This window comes from Calditrichota bacterium (assembly GCA_016867835.1).
In the GTDB taxonomy this organism is placed as follows: domain Bacteria; phylum Electryoneota; class AABM5-125-24; order Hatepunaeales; family Hatepunaeaceae; genus VGIQ01.
Map to the genome: position 1 here is coordinate 19664 of VGIQ01000005.1, position 20006 is coordinate 39669.

The 20006-nt window shown below is 56.1% G+C and carries 14 protein-coding genes; all 14 read left to right on the forward strand.

All coding sequences use genetic code 11. The features are described from left to right. The first annotated feature begins 173 nt into the window (after positions 1-173). Positions 174-1346: an acyl-CoA dehydrogenase gene (locus FJY67_01230; GenBank protein ID MBM3328082.1), complete on the forward strand. Its 1173-nt coding sequence runs from the start codon at positions 174-176 to the stop codon at positions 1344-1346. Continuing rightward, positions 1343-5434: a tetratricopeptide repeat protein gene (locus FJY67_01235; GenBank protein MBM3328083.1), complete on the forward strand. Its 4092-nt coding sequence runs from the start codon at positions 1343-1345 to the stop codon at positions 5432-5434. The genes FJY67_01230 and FJY67_01235 overlap by 4 nt, the downstream gene beginning before the upstream one ends. A gap of 57 nt (positions 5435-5491) precedes the next feature. Beyond that, positions 5492-6400 carry a proline dehydrogenase gene (locus tag FJY67_01240; protein ID MBM3328084.1) on the forward strand — a complete coding sequence of 303 codons (909 nt, stop codon included), beginning with the start codon at positions 5492-5494 and terminating at the stop codon, positions 6398-6400. A gap of 13 nt (positions 6401-6413) precedes the next feature. After that, the gene (uvrB, locus tag FJY67_01245) at positions 6414-8432 is read left to right on the forward strand and encodes an excinuclease ABC subunit UvrB (GenBank protein MBM3328085.1); all 2019 of its coding nucleotides are present in this window, start codon (positions 6414-6416) and stop codon (positions 8430-8432) included. Further along, positions 8374-9639, forward strand: coding sequence for a hypothetical protein (locus FJY67_01250; GenBank protein ID MBM3328086.1), 1266 nt, complete (start codon positions 8374-8376; stop codon positions 9637-9639). The genes uvrB and FJY67_01250 overlap by 59 nt, the downstream gene beginning before the upstream one ends. After that, entirely contained in the window at positions 9636-10925 is a 1290-nt protein-coding gene (gene purD / locus FJY67_01255; protein MBM3328087.1) for a phosphoribosylamine--glycine ligase, read from the forward strand. The genes FJY67_01250 and purD overlap by 4 nt, the downstream gene beginning before the upstream one ends. Beyond that, positions 10922-11857: an NAD-dependent epimerase/dehydratase family protein gene (locus FJY67_01260; GenBank protein ID MBM3328088.1), complete on the forward strand. Its 936-nt coding sequence runs from the start codon at positions 10922-10924 to the stop codon at positions 11855-11857. The genes purD and FJY67_01260 overlap by 4 nt, the downstream gene beginning before the upstream one ends. Positions 11858-11937: 80 nt before the next feature. Then, the gene (locus FJY67_01265; GenBank protein MBM3328089.1) at positions 11938-13014 is read left to right on the forward strand and encodes a sigma-54-dependent Fis family transcriptional regulator; all 1077 of its coding nucleotides are present in this window, start codon (positions 11938-11940) and stop codon (positions 13012-13014) included. Next, positions 12951-13499 carry a hypothetical protein gene (locus FJY67_01270; GenBank protein ID MBM3328090.1) on the forward strand — a complete coding sequence of 183 codons (549 nt, stop codon included), beginning with the start codon at positions 12951-12953 and terminating at the stop codon, positions 13497-13499. The genes FJY67_01265 and FJY67_01270 overlap by 64 nt, the downstream gene beginning before the upstream one ends. After that, positions 13496-14605 carry a threonylcarbamoyl-AMP synthase gene (locus tag FJY67_01275; protein ID MBM3328091.1) on the forward strand — a complete coding sequence of 370 codons (1110 nt, stop codon included), beginning with the start codon at positions 13496-13498 and terminating at the stop codon, positions 14603-14605. Before FJY67_01270 ends, FJY67_01275 begins: the two co-directional genes overlap by 4 nt. Further along, positions 14602-15615 carry a glycosyltransferase family 9 protein gene (locus FJY67_01280; protein ID MBM3328092.1) on the forward strand — a complete coding sequence of 338 codons (1014 nt, stop codon included), beginning with the start codon at positions 14602-14604 and terminating at the stop codon, positions 15613-15615. The genes FJY67_01275 and FJY67_01280 overlap by 4 nt, the downstream gene beginning before the upstream one ends. Then, positions 15612-16691: a glycosyltransferase family 9 protein gene (locus tag FJY67_01285; protein MBM3328093.1), complete on the forward strand. Its 1080-nt coding sequence runs from the start codon at positions 15612-15614 to the stop codon at positions 16689-16691. Before FJY67_01280 ends, FJY67_01285 begins: the two co-directional genes overlap by 4 nt. Positions 16692-16739: 48 nt before the next feature. Further along, positions 16740-18782, forward strand: a complete 2043-nt coding sequence (gene secD, locus FJY67_01290) for a protein translocase subunit SecD (GenBank protein ID MBM3328094.1) — start codon at positions 16740-16742, stop codon at positions 18780-18782. Between the two features lie 18 nt (positions 18783-18800). Further along, on the forward strand, positions 18801-19997 hold the full coding sequence (gene secF / locus FJY67_01295; protein ID MBM3328095.1) for a protein translocase subunit SecF: 1197 nt from the start codon (positions 18801-18803) through the stop codon (positions 19995-19997). Positions 19998-20006: the final 9 nt, after the last annotated feature.

Consider the following 20006-nt stretch of genomic DNA (forward strand, 5'->3'; position numbering starts at 1 on the left):
AATTGAAAGGGGCAGTCCGTTTAGCTGCCCCTTTCGTTCTGTCATTTTGACAGACGCTGACTCCTGGGTTGTCTGTAACGGACACAGACGCTAACTTATTGTTAGAGTAGGTATCAGTCTCTCCTCCCCCAGTAATCTTGAGTTTTCATTAACATTTTCATTATCATTCCCTTATGGAAACCACCTACCACGCCCTCGACTATTACAACCTCGACGAACTGCTGACGGAGGACGAGCGTATGGTGCGCGATCTCGTTCGCCAGTGGGTTGACCGCGAGGTGATCCCGATTATCGGCCGCTATGCTGACGAAGGCAAGTTCCCAAACCACCTTATTCCGCAAATGGCCGGGATGGGTCTCTTTGGGCCTACTCTGCCCGAGACTTACGGGGGAGCGGGCGCAACGGAAGCCGCTTATGGTCTTATGATGCAGGAACTGGAGCGCGGCGACAGCGGTCTGCGCAGTTTCGCTTCGGTGCAGTCGGCTCTCGTAATGTATCCGATCTATCGCTACGGATCTGAGGAACAGCGCCGGAAGTATTTGCCGAAACTGGCGCGAGGCGAGTTGATAGGCTGTTTTGGGTTGACCGAGCCGAACTTCGGATCGGATCCGGGCGGAATGATCACCCGCGCCGAGCGCGATGGGGAGGGGTTCATTTTAAATGGCGCCAAGATGTGGATCACCAACGGAACGGTCTGCGATCTTGCCGTTGTTTGGGCGAAATTGGACGGCGTCGTGCGCGGTTTCATCGTGGAGATGGGGACCCCCGGCTTCACGGCGCCGGAAACGAAAATGAAGTGGTCACTGCGCGCCTCGGTTACTTCGGAACTCGTCTTTGAGGATGTCCGTCTCCCGTCTGAGGCGCTGCTTCCTAACGGTGAAGGCTTGTCGCTGCCGCTCTCCTGCTTAACGCAAGCACGTTATGGCATCGCCTGGGGCACAATCGGCGCGGCAATGGCGTGCTATGACGAAGCGCGCCGTTATGCGCTGTCGCGCATTCAGTTTGGCAAACCGATTGCTTCGTTTCAGATGGTGCAGGAAAAACTGGCGATCATGGCGACCGAGATCACCAAGGCGCAGTTGCTAAATTTCCGCCTTGCACAACTGAAGCAGTCCGGCAAGGCAACTCATCAGATGGTCTCAATGGCGAAGCGCAACGGTTGTTTTCAAGCCTTGAAGATCGCTCGCATGGCACGGGACATACTGGGCGCGGCGGGCATCACCTACGAGTTTCAGTCCGGGCGCCACATGGTCAACATCGAGTCGGTCTATACCTATGAAGGAACTCACGACATCCACACGCTTGTGATAGGCGCCGATCTTACCGGCATTGAGGCGTTTCGGTGACCGGTCCCGAAAAAGCCGTCACCTTCGTCCCGGCTTATCTGCTCCGGTGGGTCATCGACGGGACGACCGAGCGTCGCTTCCCGGCGATTGTCGCCTTTGCCGATGTCTCAGGATTCACGGCGATGTCCGAGCAACTGGCATCCATAGGCAAGGAAGGCGCTGAAACGTTGACCGGCATCCTGAATCGCTACTTTACCGCGATGATATCACGTATCCACAGCGGTGGCGGGTTCGTCGGAAAGTTTGGCGGCGACGCGATGACGATCTTCTTTCCGGTGGAGGTGGATGAAGCGGTATCAAGCACCTGCCGCCGGGCCCTTGCGACCTGCTGGAATCTGCAAGATGCAATGGCCGATTTTGACCGGATTGAGACCAAGGGCGGCATCTTCACATTGGGAATGAAGATCGGTATTGCCTCGGGGGATGTGTTATACCGGCTTGTTGAGTCTCAAGGTGGCAGCCGCGACTGTCTCCTGGCGGGATTGCCGCTCGATAGTGCTGCCGAAGCTGAGCATCACGGGAAATCAGGCGAGGTCATTCTCTCGCCCGACGCAGCGATGCTCGATTCCTATCCCGGTGAGTTACTTGAAGGCGGTTTCCTCCGCAGCAAGCCTTTGGGCGATCTCATCGAGCGACAAAGAAAGCCGGCGAGTCTGCCTGATAACGCACCGGATCATGCCCGTGCCTTTGTCGATGCAGCGATCTACCGCCGGTTGCTTTTAGGGCTTGATTCGGTGGGCGAGATTCGCCGGGTTAGTGTGGTCTTTTTGTCGGTACAGGGGCTCGACTACGAATCGGCGTCGAACGCAGGCGAGCAGTTGCAGGAACTCTACAGTTGGGTTCATGGAGTAGTTCGCAAGTATGGCGGGTCGATCAACAAGGTCGATATGGGGGATAAAGGCTCAAAGGTGCTGATTACCTTCGGTGCCCCGGAGGCTCACGAGAACGACGAGGAGATGGCGCTACGTTGCGGGCTCGAACTGGTGGCGGAAAACGACATCGTGAAATCGCTGGGGGTTTCGCCGAGGGTAGGCGTGGCGACCGGTGTAGTCTTTTCGGGTGAGGTTGGCTCGGTGGTCCGGCAGGAATATACCGTAATGGGTCGCGCCGTAAATCTGGCGGCGCGATTAATGGGGCATAGCCGGGTTGGGGAGTTATGGGTAGATGAAGCGACCGTCAAGCGAGCCGGTGAGCCGTTTGAACTTGAGGGACCTATCGATGTGCAGTTCAAGGGTATTCAGCAACCCCTTCCGGTATATAGAGCATTAGGTTTACGCTCCGCTGCCAAGCCGCAAGCGGCGTCAGATTCGCCGATGATCGGTCGGGATATGCAGCGGCGACAGATAGCTCGGATAGTAGATTCGGTTGCAAGCGGAGAGACCGGTGTCCTGGTGATGCATGGCGATGCCGGTTCCGGCAAGAGCCGCCTTCTTCGGCAGTGTATAACAACTTTACATGAGCGGGGCTTCCTGATAGGAGCCGGGGAAGCGCTCAGTTATGCCAAGCAGTCTCCCTATCTGGTATGGATATCGATCCTGCGCGGGATGATGGCGATCCCTCCCGGCAGCGGCGAAGCGGCATTGAACCGGCTTGATACCGTTGTCAGAGAAATCGACCCCGAACATAGTTTCCGTCTGCCCATCATTGCCTCACTGTTGGGTATTGCCTGCCCTGACAATGAGATCACTACCCACTTCGATGCCCTCCTGCGCCAGGAAAACCTCTTCGACTTCGTGGTGCAATATTTCCGCTATTCGACAACCGGCAGCGACACCAGGTCGGGAATTCCGGCAGCCATCCTGATCGAAGATGCCCAGTGGATCGACCGTAACTCGCTTGAACTTGCCGCCTATCTCCTGCGCAATATTGCCGGAGCGCCAATCCTGCTGATTATTGCGCGACGGGCTTACAGCCGTGAATTCACCTCGCCTTATATCAAGGAAATCGAGGGGCACGAAGCGGCAGTTAGCATCCACGTTCCGGACTTCACGTTCGACGAATCGCGGGAATTCCTGCTTATGCAGTTAGGCGCGACGAGCATTGACGAAGACCTGATGCGGTTCATCTTCGACGCTGCGCACGGGAATGCAGCGTTCCTGCTGGAACTTAACCGTAACCTGATGGCAAGTGGGACGCTCGCACTTGTGCCTTCGGATGATGGCATCCGCGCCGCTCGAACGGGTGATCTGGATCAAATTGAGGTGCCCGACTCGCTGAACGGCCTCATCATGAGCCAGATCGACCGCCTCAAGCCGGAAGCGCAATTGACGCTCAAGGTTGCCGCAGTCGTGGGACGTCAGTTCACCCGCGAGATTGTGCAGGGCTCCTATCCGGTTGATACTGATGAACAACGCCTTCAGGATACCATTGAGGAACTGCAGAGTCTCGACATGCTGCTGGCGGAGTTCGACTCCGATATTTTAAACTACGTTTTCAAGAACATCTTGACGCGGGAAGTTGCCTACGACAGCATGCTCTTCGCGCACCGACGGGAGTATCATCGCAGGGTCGGACTCTGCCTGGAGCGGCTATATCCGGATGGTATTACTGAGCGCGTTGAAGAATTGGCGCGCCACTTCTATCAATCTGACGATGACGATAGGGCGTCACGATATCTCGGTATGGCAGGAGACAAGGCGTTCGACCTTTATGCCAACGAAAGCGCAGAGTTACATTACTCCCGCGCTATTGAGCGATCGCCGGTGGAGCGCGATGCGCGAGGGCGATACCGACTTCTGACGATGCGCGCCAAAGTGGCTGCGGTTCTCGGTAAACTCCACCTAATGAAGCGAGACCTCGACGAGTCGCTCACGGTAGCCGATTTGACCGGCGATCTAAAGGGCAAGGTCAACACCCTCGACAATCTGGCTCAATACTATATGAAGACGAGCGATCTCGCCTCGATGGAACAGGTCGCGCAGGAAGCCCTGACGCTTTTAGAGGGGCTAAATCATCCCTTCGGTCGCATCACCGTCTTGAGCAAGTTTGGGATTCTCAATTTTCTAAAGAATGACTACCGGACTGCACTGGGATACTTCGAGCAGGGCAGTCAGGAAGCCGATCGGCTTGGCGATGCCAAAGGGCGCTCGATGGCACTCACCAATTGCGGTTTGGCGCATAAGGCGTTGGGGGATATCGACAAGGCTCTCGATTGCTACGAGGCATCCATAGAGTTGGACCGGGCTTCAGGGAATCTCAAGTCCGAGGCGGTTAACCTTGGCAACCTTGCGGTTTTGCATCACCAGCGAGGAGACTTTGGGCGAGCGTTGGAGTGTTACTCGGAGGCACTTGAAACGGCTCGCAAGATCGGATCCAAAGAGATGATCGCCCGCAATATGGGAAATCTCGCGGTACTCTATCAATCCCGTGGGGAGAGCGAACGCGCCTTTGCATTATTCAAGGAGAAGTTGGCGGTAGAAGAAATGATGGGCTACAAGCGAGGGCAACTCTTCTCGCTTGGGCACATTGGCGAATTCTATTCACTGCAGGGCGAGTATGACACTGCATTGACGCACTTCGAGAGGGCTCTGCAGTTGGCATCCGAGACCGGTATGCGCGCTGAAATGGCATGGATAATGACCTGCCAAGGGGTTGCCAAACAGCATCAAGGCCATCTCGAAAGAGCCGAGCAAGCCCTTAGGGATGCTTGCGTCATCGCACTTGAAGTCGGTCATAAAGTCAACGCCGACTATGCCCACCGCCATCTGGGATTCTTGCTTGTGGAATCGGATCGGCTTGAGGAAGCGGCGACTCTCTTCTCGGATTTGTTGGAAACATCCACCGCCGGCAAGGGCAAAGTCGGAATGGTAAATGCCCGGATCGGCCTTGGCTGGATCGAACTCAAGCAGAGCGGCGCTTCGGCAACGCTTGAAGGCGCGCTCGAAGATGCATGCCAAATCGGGGATTCGGAGGCGGTCATACGATCGTCGCTTATCCTCGCCCGAGATATCTTGAATCGTGGCAAAGATGAAAGCCGCGCGAAAGTGCTGCTTGACGAGGCCGGTAAGATCGCCGCTGCAACCGGTCGCAAGCGGGATCAGTTGCACATTGAGGCCCTGATGAAGCAGACGCAAGATAGTTTCGCATGACCAGACGGCTCAGTCAATCTAATCTTCACCAATACTGCTGACGGAATAATAGGGACTATGGGTTGGCTCGATCGTCTCATCATATCCGGAATGCCGGTCGTTCCGAAGCGACTGGTAGGCCGGGTCGCTTCCCGTTACATTGCTGGATCGCAACTGGAGGATGCCCTTGCCGTCGTCATAAGTCTGAACGCGAATGGCGCAATGGCAACCATCGATCTACTGGGCGAGGAGACCACCGAAGCAAGGCATGCCGAGGACGCAGCACAAATCTATCACCGCATCCTCGACGCCGCTAAGGCTGCCGGGCTCGATGCCAACATATCGCTCAAACCGACCCACATGGGTTTACGCATCGACTCCGGGCTCTGCTACAGTCTCGTTGAAGGCATACTTGCGCATGCCTCTTCGACCGGGAGTTTCCTTCGCATCGACATGGAGGACCGCACCTGCACCGATGCTACGTTTGACCTTTACTACCACTTGCGGAAGCGCTATGATAACGTAGGCGTCGTCATCCAAGCCTGCCTTAGGCGGACCGAAAGAGATGTCAGGCAGTTGATCGAACATAAGGCTAATCTGCGGCTTTGCAAGGGAATATATAATGAACCACGTGAGACAGCCTATAAGAATCGCGCTATAATTATACGGAATTATGCGATGCTACTTGAGGAATTACTTGAGGGAGGATGTTATGTGGGCATCGCTACACATTGCGAGGAGACCGTCTGGCATGCCTTGCGGATTATAAGGAAGTTGGAACTGCGGCCAGACCGGTATGAATTTCAGATGCTGCTTGGTGTGGAGCCGGAACTGCGCAAAATCTTGATCGACGCGGGGCATCGCATGCGGGTCTATGTCCCGTTCGGCGAGGAATGGTATGCCTATTCGACGCGCCGGCTCAAGGAGAACCCCAACATCGCGCGCTATGTGATGCGCGACTTCTTAGGTCTTCCAGGGCAGAAATAGTTTCGATAATGTAATGAACCAACTGTTCAAACTGGTGAGTGACTTTGGGCCCCGGGGGGATCAACAGCAAGCCATCGAACTGCTATTAAAAGGCCTTAAGTCGGGCGAGAAGTTCCAGACTCTGCTCGGCGTGACCGGCTCGGGCAAGACTTTCACTATAGCCAATGTGATTGCCAACTGGGGGCGTCCGGTGCTGGTCATGTCACCCAACAAGACTCTGGCAGCACAACTCTATGGTGAGTTCAAGGGCTTCTTTCCGTTCAATGCAGTGGAGTATTTCATCAGTTATTACGACTATTATCAACCTGAAGCATACATTCCGTCGAGCGATGTTTACATCGAAAAGGAGACCTCGATCAACGCCGAGATCGACAAACTGCGGCTAAGGGCGACGTCGTCGCTTATGGAGCGGGACGATTGTGTAATCGTGGCTTCGGTCTCGTCGATCTATGGGCTTGGCTCGCCGGAAGACTATAAGGCGCAGTTGCTGATATTCGAGGTGGGGCAGGAGGTAACACGACGGGAGGCGCTGGAGAAACTCGTCTCCATACACTACTCAAGAAACGACTTCGACTTCGCCCGCGGAACATTCAGGGTGCGGGGCGACGTGATCGAGGTGCATCCGGCATATGACGACTATGGACTGCGGATTGAACTCGACTTCGACACTGTGGTTCGGGTGAGCCGGGTCGATCTATTGACCGGCGAAGTTACCGAAGGCCTTAAGCGAGCTGTTATCTTCCCGGCCAAACACTTCATCACGACTCCGCTAAGGCTTGAAGAGGCAATGCAGGCGATACGTGAAGAGATGAAAGACCGGACTGCTGAATTGGAGCGGGAAGGCCGGCTGCTTGAAGCGCAGCGCCTTTCACAACGGACCCGATTCGACCTTGAGATGTTAGGGGAAATCGGCTTCTGCAACGGGATCGAGAACTACTCCCGACACCTGTCCGGTCGTCATCCTGGAGAACCTCCCTTCACGTTGTTCGACTACTTTCCCAAGGACTTCCTGTTAATTGTCGATGAGTCGCATGTCGGGGTGCCGCAAATCAGCGGAATGATCGGGGGCGATCAGTCGCGGAAGCGGATATTGGTGGAATATGGCTTTCGATTGCCATCGGCGCTCGATAATCGGCCGCTGACGCTCAAGGAATGGGAAGCGAAGGCGCAACAGGTGATATTTGTCTCCGCAACGCCGGGTGATTATGAACTGGAGAAGTCAGGCGGTGTGGTAGTGGAACAGATTATTCGCCCGACCGGTCTGGTCGATCCGGAGATTGTCGTTCATCCATCGGCGGGTCAGATCGACGACCTTTTAGAAGAGATACGCGTCTCAGTTGAACGAGGTGAGCGGGTACTGGTAACGACCCTCACCAAACGGATGTCGGAAGACCTGACCGACTATCTTTCCAAAGCCGGCATTCGGGTGCGTTATCTGCACAGCGAAATCGAATCCCTCGACCGGGTAGGTATTTTGCGCGATCTTCGTCTTGCCGAGTTCGATGTTCTGGTTGGGATCAACCTGCTTCGTGAGGGTCTTGACCTGCCGGAGGTGTCGCTGGTGGCGATTCTCGATGCCGATAAGGAAGGCTTTCTGCGCAGCGAGCGGTCATTGATGCAGACTTCGGGCCGGGCGGCACGCAATGCCGCCGGTAAAGTGATCTTTTACGCCGACAAGATCACCGACTCGATGCAAAAGGTAATTGACGAAACCACACGCCGTCGGGCCGCTCAAGGGGAATACAACCGAAAGCACGGCATTGTCCCGGAGACAATCCGCAAGAGCGTAGAGGAGATACTAAGGCAAACCTCGGCAGCTGACGGGAAGGTCTCAAAGATTGCCAAACTGGCGCGCCGCGATGCGTTAACAGAGTTTGAGAAAGAGGAACTGATCGAACGGCTGACCAGGGAAATGGCGTTGGCATCCGAGCAACTGCTCTTTGAACGCGCCGCCGAACTGCGCGACGAACTCTATGCGCTCAAAGGGATCTCGGCCGAGTCGGCGAAGAGACAGATACGAAAGTTCAGATAGAAGGCCTATGCAGTGGGAAAATAGCCTCTTCTGCGGCGACAACCTCGATATACTGCGCAACTACATCCCGGACGAGTGCGTCGATTTGGTCTATATCGACCCACCCTTCTTTTCGAACCGCAACTACGCAGTGATATGGGGTGACGAAGCCGAGCGTAGGTCGTTCGAGGACATCTGGGAAGGGGGGATGGAGAGTTACGTATCGTTTATGGACGTCCGGCTGCGTGAACTGCGGCGGATTATGAAACCGCACGCTTCGATCTACGTCCACTGTGACTGGCATGCGTCGCACCGCATTAGACTTCTAATGGATAAGATATTTGGAACTAACTGCTTCCAGAACGAGATCATCTGGTATTACCGAGGCGGCGGGGTGTCGAAAAACTACTTTGGAAGACGCCATGACAACATCTATTTCTATGGGAAATCACCGGATATAAGGTTCTATCCCGACACCGTCAGGTTACCTTATGCCGAACCGACTATCAAGCGCTTTGCCCATAAGATTGGCAATGTTCGCGGCGGCCGAGACTACGGAATTCAGAAGCTTCATCCAACGGGCAAACACCCTGATGATGTCTGGTTGATACAACCGATTGCTCCATCAGCCGGCGAAAGGCTTGGCTATCCCACTCAGAAACCAGAGCGACTTCTGGAGAATATCATAGGGGCTTCAACCCAAGATGGCGACCTCGTCTTCGACGCCTTCTGCGGCTGCGGAACAACGCTTGCTGTTGCGCAGAGACTGGGTCGCAAGTGGATCGGGATCGACATTTCCTACACCGCCATCGAACTTGTTAAGGAGCGCTTGGCTAAGTTGGGTGTTAATCAATCGCGCATCATAGGAATGCCGACCACTACCGAGGATGCCCTCCGCTTACAGCCATTCGACTTCCAGACCTGGGTGCTGAAGAAACTTCACTGTTATGCCTCACGTCGTAAGACCGCCGACCTCGGGATAGACGGCTACACCTACTTTCGCCAGCATCCGGTTCAAATCAAGAAGTCCGAGCGCATTGGGCGTAACGTCATCGACAACTTCGTTGCGGCTATGAAACGAGAAGGCAAGTCGAGAGGTTTTGTCGTGGCTGTCAGTTTTGGCCCAGGTGCGATCGGCGAAGTCCATCGCTTGCGCAACGACAGTGAGGTTGACATAACATTGATCGAACTTGACGAAGTCATCAATGGCTATATCATAGAAGAATGAAGGTCGTCGTCATAGGATCCGGGGGTCGGGAACACGCTCTCTGCTGGGCGCTGGCGCGAAGCCGTCTGAAGCCTGAGGTGCACTGCCTGCCCGGCAACGGTGGGACTCATGCAGTCGCCCATAATGAGCCTATTCCGGCGCGTGACTTCGAAGAGATCACTACCTATCTCAATCGCGTCAGACCTGCACTAACCGTGATTGGGCCGGACGATCCGATTGCAGCCGGTCTCGGCGATCTGATAGCCGCTGCCGGGCATCCGGTATTTGCCCCGTCCGCTGCTGCCGCCCGAATAGAATTCTCGAAGGCCTTTGCAAAGGACCTAATGGTTAAAGCCGGTGTTCCGACGGCAGGATACCAATCGTTCACCAAACTGGCTGCGGCTGAGTCCTTCATTCTTCAGCATGGTGCGCCGGTGGTGGTCAAGGCTTCCGGCTTAGCCCTTGGCAAAGGCGCGGTCGTATGCTACTCGGTCGAGGAGGCAATTCAGACGGCTCGCATTATGCTCGAAGATGGGAAATTCGGCGAAGCCGGCAGTGAAATTGTAGTGGAGGACTTCCTGCCCGGACGGGAGGTCTCCCTGACCGCTATTTGCGACGGGACGGACTACCTTCTCTTGCCCCCTTCGCGCGACCACAAGCGCGCCCGCGACGGCGACGAAGGACCCAACACCGGCGGGATGGGCGTCGTGGCGCCACTTCCGGATATTCCCGATGCGCTCTATGAAAAGATGGCTCGCAAGGTTGTCAGCCCGGTCTTGAAAGCCCTTGCCGACTTGGGGACGCCGTTTCGAGGGTTCCTCTATCCGGGACTAATGGTGCTCTCCGACGGTTCTTTCGCCGTTCTTGAGATTAATGCCCGGCTCGGCGATCCGGAAGCGCAAGCCCTCCTGCCACTGCTGAAGTTCGACCTGTTGGAAACCCTCCTTGCGGCTTCAAAGGGCGAACTCAGATTGTGGATGAAGTCTAAAGGTCTGGCACCGCGCAACTGGCGAAAGATCACAAAGCGGGGCTGCTCGGTTGCGATAGTGGCAGCCTCGCGAGGCTACCCGGGCGACTATCAAAAGGGCATTGTGATAACATCACTCCCGGAAACCGACGAGTCGTTGTTGCTCTTCCATGCCGGAACCAAGGCGGAAGCAGGGCGACTGCTGACGGCGGGTGGACGAGTCCTTGCTTGCACCGGGCTTGGCGACAGTATCGATGCGGCACGGCAAAAGGCGCTCGCCGGCGTCACAAAGGTGAAGTTTGATGGTGCGTTCCACCGAATAGATATAGGCCTTCATTGAATCGCGTACTGATCACCGGCGGAGCCGGATTCATCGGTTCTCATGTCGCTGACAGGTTCATCAAGGACGGCGCTGAGGTTACGATCGTCGACAATCTCTCGACCGGCGACCGACGAAACCTTCCCAAGGACGCTCGGTTCGTCGAAGCCGACATCCGCGATATGAAGGTCGAGGAGCTCTTTGCTAACGAGAGATTTGACATTATGATCCATCATGCCGCCCAGATCGACGTTCGAGTCTCGGTGCGCGATCCGCTAAGTGACCTGTTGGTCAACATTGCCGGATCGGTTGGGTTGATGGAGCATTGCCAAAGGTCTGGGGTTCGCCAGATCATTTTTGCTTCCACGGGTGGAGCGATCTACGGCGAGCAGGATTACTTCCCGGCGGACGAAAAGCACCCTGCACGACCAATCTCACCCTATGGCGTCGCAAAACTCGCAGTCGAACGCTATCTCTATTACTACCACATTCAATATGGTATCAACGTCGTTTGTCTCCGCTATGCCAACGTCTATGGCCCTCGGCAGAATCCACACGGCGAAGCCGGCGTGGTGGCGATCTTCTCAGAACGGATGCTGAAGGGCGTTGCCACCTACATCAATGGCGACGGTCTTCAGACGCGCGATTATGTCTTTGTCGGCGATGTCGCTGAAGCCAACATCCGGGCGGCTCGACTTGATGGTTTTCATATCTTCAATATCGGAACCGCTATCGAAACCGATGTTGTCGCACTTTACGAGCACTTGAACCAACTGACCGGTGGCAAGACAATCCGTCAACATCGCCCCCCCGCCGAAGGCGAACAACGTCGCAGCGTTATCGATTACAGCCTGGCATACAAGACCTTGGGATGGGCTCCAGCAGTGACTTTGTCAGACGGTCTGGCAAGGACAGTGGACTTCTTTAGAGTTCGAGAGGCTAATATCCTTTGAGCCGTTCGATCGACAGAGTTCGCTCACTCGGTGTTGGAGGCAGCGACCTTGTTGCGGATAGTGCAGGCGTACTCGATTCTCTGGTCAGCCAGTCGCCACTCATTGAAGAACTGAAACGACTAATACGACAGGTGGCGCCAAGCGACATCTCAGTCCTTATTACCGGCGAGAGCGGAACCGGCAAGGAACTTGTTGCCCGCGCGCTTCATCACTTGAGCCGCCGTGCCAAGGGTCCGTTGATCACCCTGAACTGCGGTGCAATTCCCGAAGGCATCTTTGAAAGCGAGATATTCGGTCACGAGAAAGGCTCGTTCACTTCTGCAGAACAACGTCGCCGCGGATACTTTGAGATGGCTGACGGGGGGACGCTCTTCCTCGACGAAATAGGGGAGATGCCGTTTGCGGTACAAGTGAAATTGCTGCGCGTTCTCGAAACCGGGACCTTTCTGCGCGTCGGAGGCAGCGAGGAGATCCGCGTTAATGTCCGCATTGTAACTGCGACCAATCGCGATCTCAGTGTGGAAGTGAGCCGCCGGCGCTTTCGTCAGGACCTTTACTACCGCCTTAAGGCCGTCCAACTCCATCTTCCACCGCTCCGGGAGCGCAGTGAAGACATTCCGCTACTTACAGAACTCTTCATACACGAATTCGCGGAGCGAAACCGGATCCGACAAGTGCAACTGACACCGGCCGCCGTTGAAGTGCTTAAGCGTCAATACTGGCGCGGCAATGTCCGCGAACTGAAGAACTTCGTCGAGAGTCTCGTTGCACTGACGACAACCCGGAACATCGACGATGAGCAGATTCTGGAACGGCTCTCCGTTGGATCAGATGCCAGGAATCTTCCGGTTCTGGTGTCGCGTCCAACCGAGGAGACGGAACGGGAACTTCTCTATCGCACACTTCTTGAACTGCGTGCCGAAATGGCCGCCATCAAGAGCCTGCTGACTGCCCAGATGGAGCACCGAAACGGTGAAGTGCGCTATCCGTTGGACTCATTCGAAGATGTAGAACTGCAGCCCCTCGACGACCTTGAGCGAGATCAAATTCAACGCACCCTCGACCGGTTCAAAGGCAGCCGTCGCCGCGCCGCATTAGCACTCGGCATCGGAGAGCGCACGCTTTATCGAAAGATCAAACGATACGGCCTCGAGTGAGAGCGGCATCACTTAAGGTTGTCCTGGTTCTGCTTGTCGGCTGCGGGATTTATTCTTTTCGCGGGCAGGGCATCAGCGGCATCAAGACCATCGCAGTCGAACCCTTCGACAGTCGGGTAGCCGAATATGGCCTGCGTGAGGCAATTCAGGAAGCCTTGATCACGCGCCTGCTAAGCGATCGGGTCTTAAAGATCACCACATCCGGCGCCGCAGATGCCATATTGCGTGGAACGATCACGTCGTTCGACGATCGACCATTTACCTATCAACGGGATGAGTCGGTAACCGAGCGTCAGATCGTGGTTACGTTGGACGTCCGCCTTGAACGACCGGGTCAGTCCGAGCCGCTCTGGGCCGGGACTCTGGTAGGGGAAGGCAACTACCCGTATCGAACCGGTTCTCCCGATGAGCGAAAAGAAGGCATCGACCGCGCCATCGACCGGATTGCCCTCGATTTGATCAACGGCCTGACGGGCGACTGGTGAGCCGCAAGCCTTCCGGCGAAAAGAAGATCGTCGTTCATGCGGACTTGAGGCTGGCGCTGGAGGCGCTTCGATCCGGCGAATTGATCATCGCTCCGACCGAGACCGTTTACGGTCTTATGGGACGAGCGTTTGATGACGACGTGCTAAAGCGGCTCGACCTTGTCAAAGGCGGACGAAGTGCGCCCTATGCAGCCGCATTTGCGGGACTTTCACAAGTTGAGGAGGTGTTAGGTCCGCTTGATCTCCGTCGTCGGCGGTTTGCCGTATCGCTTCTTCCCGGTCCTATCACCTTAATACTTCCAGCCGCCAACAATTTGCTTGCGATATACGCCGGATCTTCAGGCGGTATAGGGGTGAGGATACCGGCGCACCCGGTTCCTGTCACGCTTGCCCGTGACCTCGAGGCGCCTATTTGGGCTACGAGTGCCAACCGAACCGGGCGCCCTGAACCAAGCTCATTTGCGGCAATAGATTCGAGATTGTTGAATGATGTTCGGATTGTTCTGGACGGCGGCACGACGACCTATCATCGCGCTTCGACAGTCATCGACACGATCTCGACACCTTACAGCGTCGTTCGTCCCGGACCCTGCCCGGAGCGGGTTGAAAAAGCCCTTCTTGAAGCCGCCTCTCCGATCAATATCCTCCTCCTCTGCAGCGGCAATATATGCCGCTCTCCTATTGCTGAAGTGCTGTTAAGACACATACTTGATAAACGAAATCTGATAGGCTTCGAGGTCTCATCGGCCGGTCTCGATGCGATGCCGGAAGATGGCGCAACCCCTGAAATGGCTGCCGTTGCTTCCTCCTGGGGGCTTGCGCTAAGCCATCACCGGGCAAGGCGTGCGACCATAGAATTGCTTGAGAGCATGGATCTGATCCTCGCGGCTACACCACGTCATCGAGAGCGGATCATAATGTTTTCAAGTAAGATCGGCGAGCGGGTTCGGCTGATGGGCGAGTCGATCGGCATTGAGGTAATCCCCGACCCCTACCAATCCGGATCCGAGACCTACCTCGAATGTGCAATGCTTTTACGAGAGGCTATGACGGGGTGGGCCGATCGATTGGCAGGCGCATCATATAGTATATCAGCCGCGAGATGATCGATCCCGCCTGGCGTAAGGTTTTGATTGTTCGCAACGACCGGCTTGGCGACGCCATTCTGGCACTTCCAGCAGTTAGATTGGTGCGAGAGCAACTACCCGATGCGGAGATTTATCTTTGGCTCGCTAAAGGTGTGGCTCCGCTCGGCAACTGCCTTAAAGAGGTTACCGGGGTCATTGCCGGAGGCGACCGTAGCGGCGATGAAGCCTTGATGGCACTTTTGACGATGGGCATCGATGCGGCATTCTGCCTTCGCCCAACCTACCACAACGCCCGCACCTTATCCAAGGCCAGGATTGAGCGGCGTTTCGGCACCTCGCGAAGGTGGTATTCGCCGCTCTTTAGTGACCGCATTCCCCTCAGCCGCCGCAACAGCGACCGGCACGAAGCCGATCTCAATCTCGACTTTCTGCACCATATAGGACTGACTGGCGAAGCGAAGTTTCCAGTTCTACACCTGCCCGAACGGGCTCGCAATCAGGCGGCAGAACTCCTGCGATCGACCGGACTAAAGGAAGGCGATGCCTTCGCAGTGCTCCATCCCGGAAGCGGCGGTTCGGCGCGCGAATGGCCGCCGCAATACTTTTCACTCCTGGCCGGTCGTCTGAAACAGATGGGGCTTGATGCGGTGGTCGTAACCGGACTCGAGACCGAGTCGTCATCCTGCATCGCAGCCTCTTCACGCTATGGCGCAATCAACCTCTGTGGCCGAACTGACCTATTGACGCTCGCCGCCATACTCAATTGGGCTGCGCTCTTCGTATCGGCAAGCACCGGCCCGCTGCACTTAATGGTAGCGCTCGGCGGCAAAGCCATAGGTCTCTATCCCCCGGTTGCCGATTGTCTTCCCTCGCGATGGGGACCCTACGGTCATCCGGAATGGGCGCTTATGCCTGATCTCCCGATTTGCTCAGAATGTAAACCCGGCTCCTGCGGCGGCTGTTTCTGCATGGAGCAAATCTCAGTTGAACGGGTGGCGGGCCTGGCGAAACATTTCCTTGAGGCTTGAACTACGATCTTCAGCGAACGGCAAGGCAACTGCAGCACGAGGGAGGCAGGGTGCTTGTTGTTCAGACGGCATTCCTCGGCGATGTCGTCCTTGCGACGTCGCTCTTTAAGGGACTTCGGCAACTGTTCCCGAAAGTTGAGGTTGCGTCACTAACGCTGCCTGAGACTGAACCGGTGGTGAAGGATTGGGTGGACCGCTCGTTCCTCATCGACAAGCGCACCGCAACAGATGCTGACTGGCAGAGATTGGCGAATGAGATAAAGTCTGCAAGATTCGACCTGGTCTTAACGCCGCATCGCTCTTATCGCACCGGACTGCTGCTCAAGAGATGTGGCATTCCTATCCGGATAGGGTTCAACCGGGGAGGTGGGGCTTTCTTTATGACTCATAGAGTGCAATACGATCGTTTTGCCTACGAAGGTGCACGCAACACGATGCTCCTGCAGGTGCTTGCCCCTGATTCAGCGTTTGACCCGCTGCCGGAGTTGCCATCCGATACGGCGGCGTTGGACTCTGCGAGACGCACCCTTGTCCGACTTGGTCTGACTGAAGGCGATTTTGTTGTGCTCGCGCCGGCTTCGGTGTGGACAACCAAAGCCTGGCCAACAGAATCCTATCGGGAGTTGGCGCAAGGTCTTAGGGATACTTATGGGATTCGCTCGGTCATCATCGGCGGCCCCGGCGACCGGGATTGCGGCGATGCAGTTGCGCTCGAACCGTCCCTCAACCTAACCGGCAGGTTGACACCCCTCGAAGCGGCGGAGGTCATTCGCAAATCGCGTTTGTTGGTCAGCGGCGATTCTGCACCGGCACATCTGGCAACGGCCGTCGGTGCCTGTCAGGTCGTCATCTATGGCTCGACGACACAGCGTTATGGATTCTTTCCGCCGACCGAACGGGCGAGAGCCCTGGGGATCGATTTATGGTGCCGGCCCTGCACCGACCACGGACGCAAGCGATGTCCACAATGGGGACACCTCCATTGCCTGCGGCGGATAACGCCTCAAGATGTGATCGAAACGACGGCTCACTGGCTAATGAGCCCTCATCAAGTTGACTTTGGGAAGCAGCCTTGATATATTGTTCGCTTGCCCTCAAACGACCAAGGTAGTGGAACACCTGGAATGAAACCGAAGAACTTGCGCACCCGCGCCATCGTTGTGCTCATAGTGCTGCTGGTGGCGGGCTATTATCTCTATCCGACGCTGCATTACAATCAATTGCGCAGCCAGGAGGAGCGCGAGGCGCAGTGGATCGCTCAGAAAATGGGCGTCTCCTATGCCTATGTCATCGAGAGTCTCTATCGCGCTGACTCGCCGCTCCTGGACCGGCTCCATTCCAGTACACTTGAACCATCCGACAAGGCTGAAGTTGAGCGCCGCATATCGGTTCTTCAAACCGAACTGCGGGACAAGATGATAGCCAGTCGCAAGGCAGCCATCAAGCAGGGTCTCGATTTGCAGGGTGGTATGCACCTTGTCCTGGAGGTCGATATTGTCCAATTGATGCGCAATCTGGCTCGGCAGCGGGATGCCCGTCTCGACCGTATGCTTGCCACGCTCGACCGGCAGTTATCGGACAACCCCCAGATAACGTTCGAAGAAGCAGTAACCACGGTCTTCGACGCGGAAGGGGTGAAACTCTCACAGTATTTCGGTGAAGCGGGGGAGTCGAACGCCACGGTCATTGGCTATCTTATCAAGCAAGCTGACGACGCCATCGACCGTTCGCTCGAGATCCTGCAGAACCGAATAGACCAGTTCGGGGTGTCGGAGCCGACTATTGCCAAGCAAGGCAGCCGCCGGATAGTGCTTGAATTGCCCGGCATTCAGGATCAGGCGCGCGCTCGAGACCTGATCGGGCGAACCGCTCTCCTGGAGTTCAAACTTCTCGTGGAGCCCGAAAAGGCCAATGACATCTTGAGGGGGATAGACAAGGCACTGGCTTCGGGAATAACCTCGACGAACATTACCGACACGACAACTGCGACTGCAGGGACCGATACAGCCGAAGCGATTGACCTTTCCAAGGCGATGGAGGGTGAATCGTCATCCGGAGATACTACCGCAGCGGCGGACATCGGCGAGGGTGCAACACCGTTCACCGGACTTCTGCGCGGCATCGGGAACGACATGGCGGTGGCTTCGGGATCGGTCCGATCGGTTCGCAATCTGCTGTCTGATCCTCGTGCACAAAGTGCGATCCCATCGGGGATTCAGTTCCTCTGGTCGGCGCAGCCGGTGGCAGCCGGTGACGGGCAGGAGTATCACTTGCTCTACATGGTGAAGAGCGATGCCGAGTTAACCGGTGGAGCGCTATCCGATGCGATGGTGACAATTGGCGGTGGAGGTGACAATTTTGGACGCGCCGGGCAGCCGATCGTCAATCTGAGTCTCAATCGTCAAGGCGCACGCAAGTTTGCCCGTGTGACCGGTGCCAATATCGACAAGCGGCTGGCAATCGTCCTTGACGATAATATCTATATGGCGCCGGTCATTCGCTCGAAGATACCCGACGGACGGGCCATCATCGAAGGCACGAGCAGCGTTGAGGAAGCTAACGACCTCGCCATCGTGCTGCGCGCTGGTGCGCTGCCGACCAGTGTCGTTATTGAAGAGGAGCGCACCGTAGGGCCCAGTCTTGGACGCGACTCTATACGCAAGGGGATGTCCTCTGCCATCATCGGAGGGGTGTTGGTCATGGTCTTCATGATTTTCTACTATCACTTCTCCGGCGTCATAGCCAATATAGCGCTGTTGCTCAACATCCTGCTGCTCTTTGCCGGACTCGCCATCTTCGGTGCTGCCGGGCTCGGGGCAACGCTATCACTGCCCGGCATCGCCGGCATAGCGCTGACGATCGGAATGGCAGTCGATGCCAATGTGCTGATCTTTGAGCGCATCAGGGAGGAGTTGGAGTCCGGCAAGACCATCTGGCATGCCATTTCGGCCGGTTATGATCGGGCTTTCGTAACCATTCTCGACGCCAATGTTACGACCCTGATTGCGGCTTTGGTGCTTCTCCAATACGGCGCCGGCCCGGTGCGCGGATTCGCGGTTACGCTGGCCGTTGGACTGGTCGCCAATCTCTTTTCGGCGGTTTTCGTCACGCGGCTGGTCTATGACTGGATTGCCAGCCGCCGCACCTTGACCAGCCTAAGCATCTAACGATCCGAGACATATCCAATGATTCGCTTCATCGGCAAGACAAACATCGACTTTCAAAGCAAGCGCCACTTCTGGATGACGCTCTCCGGCATCGTTATCCTGGCAGGACTGGTATCGCTGGTCTTGCGCGGCGGACCGAACTACTCCATCGACTTCACCGGCGGACTCGCGGTGCTGCTTCGCTCCCATGCGCCTCAAGGCGCCGCTCCGCTTGACGAGGAGATGATGCGCCGCTCTCTCGATAAGATCGGCATATCCGGATCCGAGGTGAAGACGAGCCGCTCGGCGGAGGGTGAAGATCTCCTCATTCGTATGAAGGAGGAGACGCGCTTCAAGCCACCGGAAGCACTTATCCGCGCCCGCCTTGACGAGACGCATTCCGGTGAGTGGCAGGTTGTTCCCGACAATCAGTTGAACCAGACCGGTTTGGAAAGGCTCAAAGGGCGCAGTTATGTCGCAGTTTCGACAGAACTTTCTGAAGCGGTTCTATCGGGTCTATTACGGACGGTCGAAATCGACAATCCGGAGGCTATCAGATATGCAACCGAGACGGGCGATCAAGTTTGGATACTATCAGGAGACGGCAGGGACCCGATAAGTCGCCTCCTCAAGGTGCTTCGTGAGGATTATCCCGGCTACACCTTCGATGTGCGCTCCATAGAACTGGTTGGTCCCCGCATCGGCGCCGAACTGCGAGGCAAGGCGATGCTCGCACTCCTTGTTTCGTGGGGACTCATCATCCTCTACCTATGGTGGCGGTTCGATCTGGTCTTCGGCATCGCAGCGATTATAGCGCTGGTGCACGATATTCTGATTACGATCGGGGTTCTCGGATTCCTTAACTACGAGATTTCGATGACCGTCGTCGGCGCGCTTTTGACTCTCATTGGATTCTCGGTCAACGACACAATTGTAACCTTCGACCGGATACGAGAGAACTTGCGTCGCTTCAAAGATCATCCTGTCAAGGAAGTGGTCAACAATTCAATCAACCAGACGCTGGCTCGCACGATCATTACCAGTGGAACGGTTCTCCTTGTAGTCATAGTGCTCTTCTATAATGGTGGTGAGGTGTTGCATGGTTTTGCACTGGCAATGCTGATCGGTCTTCTGGTCGGGACTTACTCGAGCATCTACATCGCAGCGCCAATCCTGATAGACTACACCGAGCGGACCGGCAAGCCGCTCGCCAAGCGGATCAAAGCCAAGTCGTGAGCGAAAGGT

What these genes read in the sequence shown, in the direction of transcription:
- FJY67_01230 (MBM3328082.1), top strand. Translation starts at nt 174, where the DNA reads ATGGAAACCACCTACCACGCCCTCGACTATTACAACCTCGACGAACTG.
- FJY67_01240 (MBM3328084.1), top strand. Translation starts at nt 5,492, where the DNA reads ATGGGTTGGCTCGATCGTCTCATCATATCCGGAATGCCGGTCGTTCCG.
- uvrB (MBM3328085.1), top strand. Translation starts at nt 6,414, where the DNA reads ATGAACCAACTGTTCAAACTGGTGAGTGACTTTGGGCCCCGGGGGGAT.
- FJY67_01250 (MBM3328086.1), top strand. Translation starts at nt 8,374, where the DNA reads ATGCGCTCAAAGGGATCTCGGCCGAGTCGGCGAAGAGACAGATACGAA.
- purD (MBM3328087.1), top strand. Translation starts at nt 9,636, where the DNA reads ATGAAGGTCGTCGTCATAGGATCCGGGGGTCGGGAACACGCTCTCTGC.
- FJY67_01280 (MBM3328092.1), top strand. Translation starts at nt 14,602, where the DNA reads ATGATCGATCCCGCCTGGCGTAAGGTTTTGATTGTTCGCAACGACCGG.
- secD (MBM3328094.1), top strand. Translation starts at nt 16,740, where the DNA reads ATGAAACCGAAGAACTTGCGCACCCGCGCCATCGTTGTGCTCATAGTG.
- secF (MBM3328095.1), top strand. Translation starts at nt 18,801, where the DNA reads ATGATTCGCTTCATCGGCAAGACAAACATCGACTTTCAAAGCAAGCGC.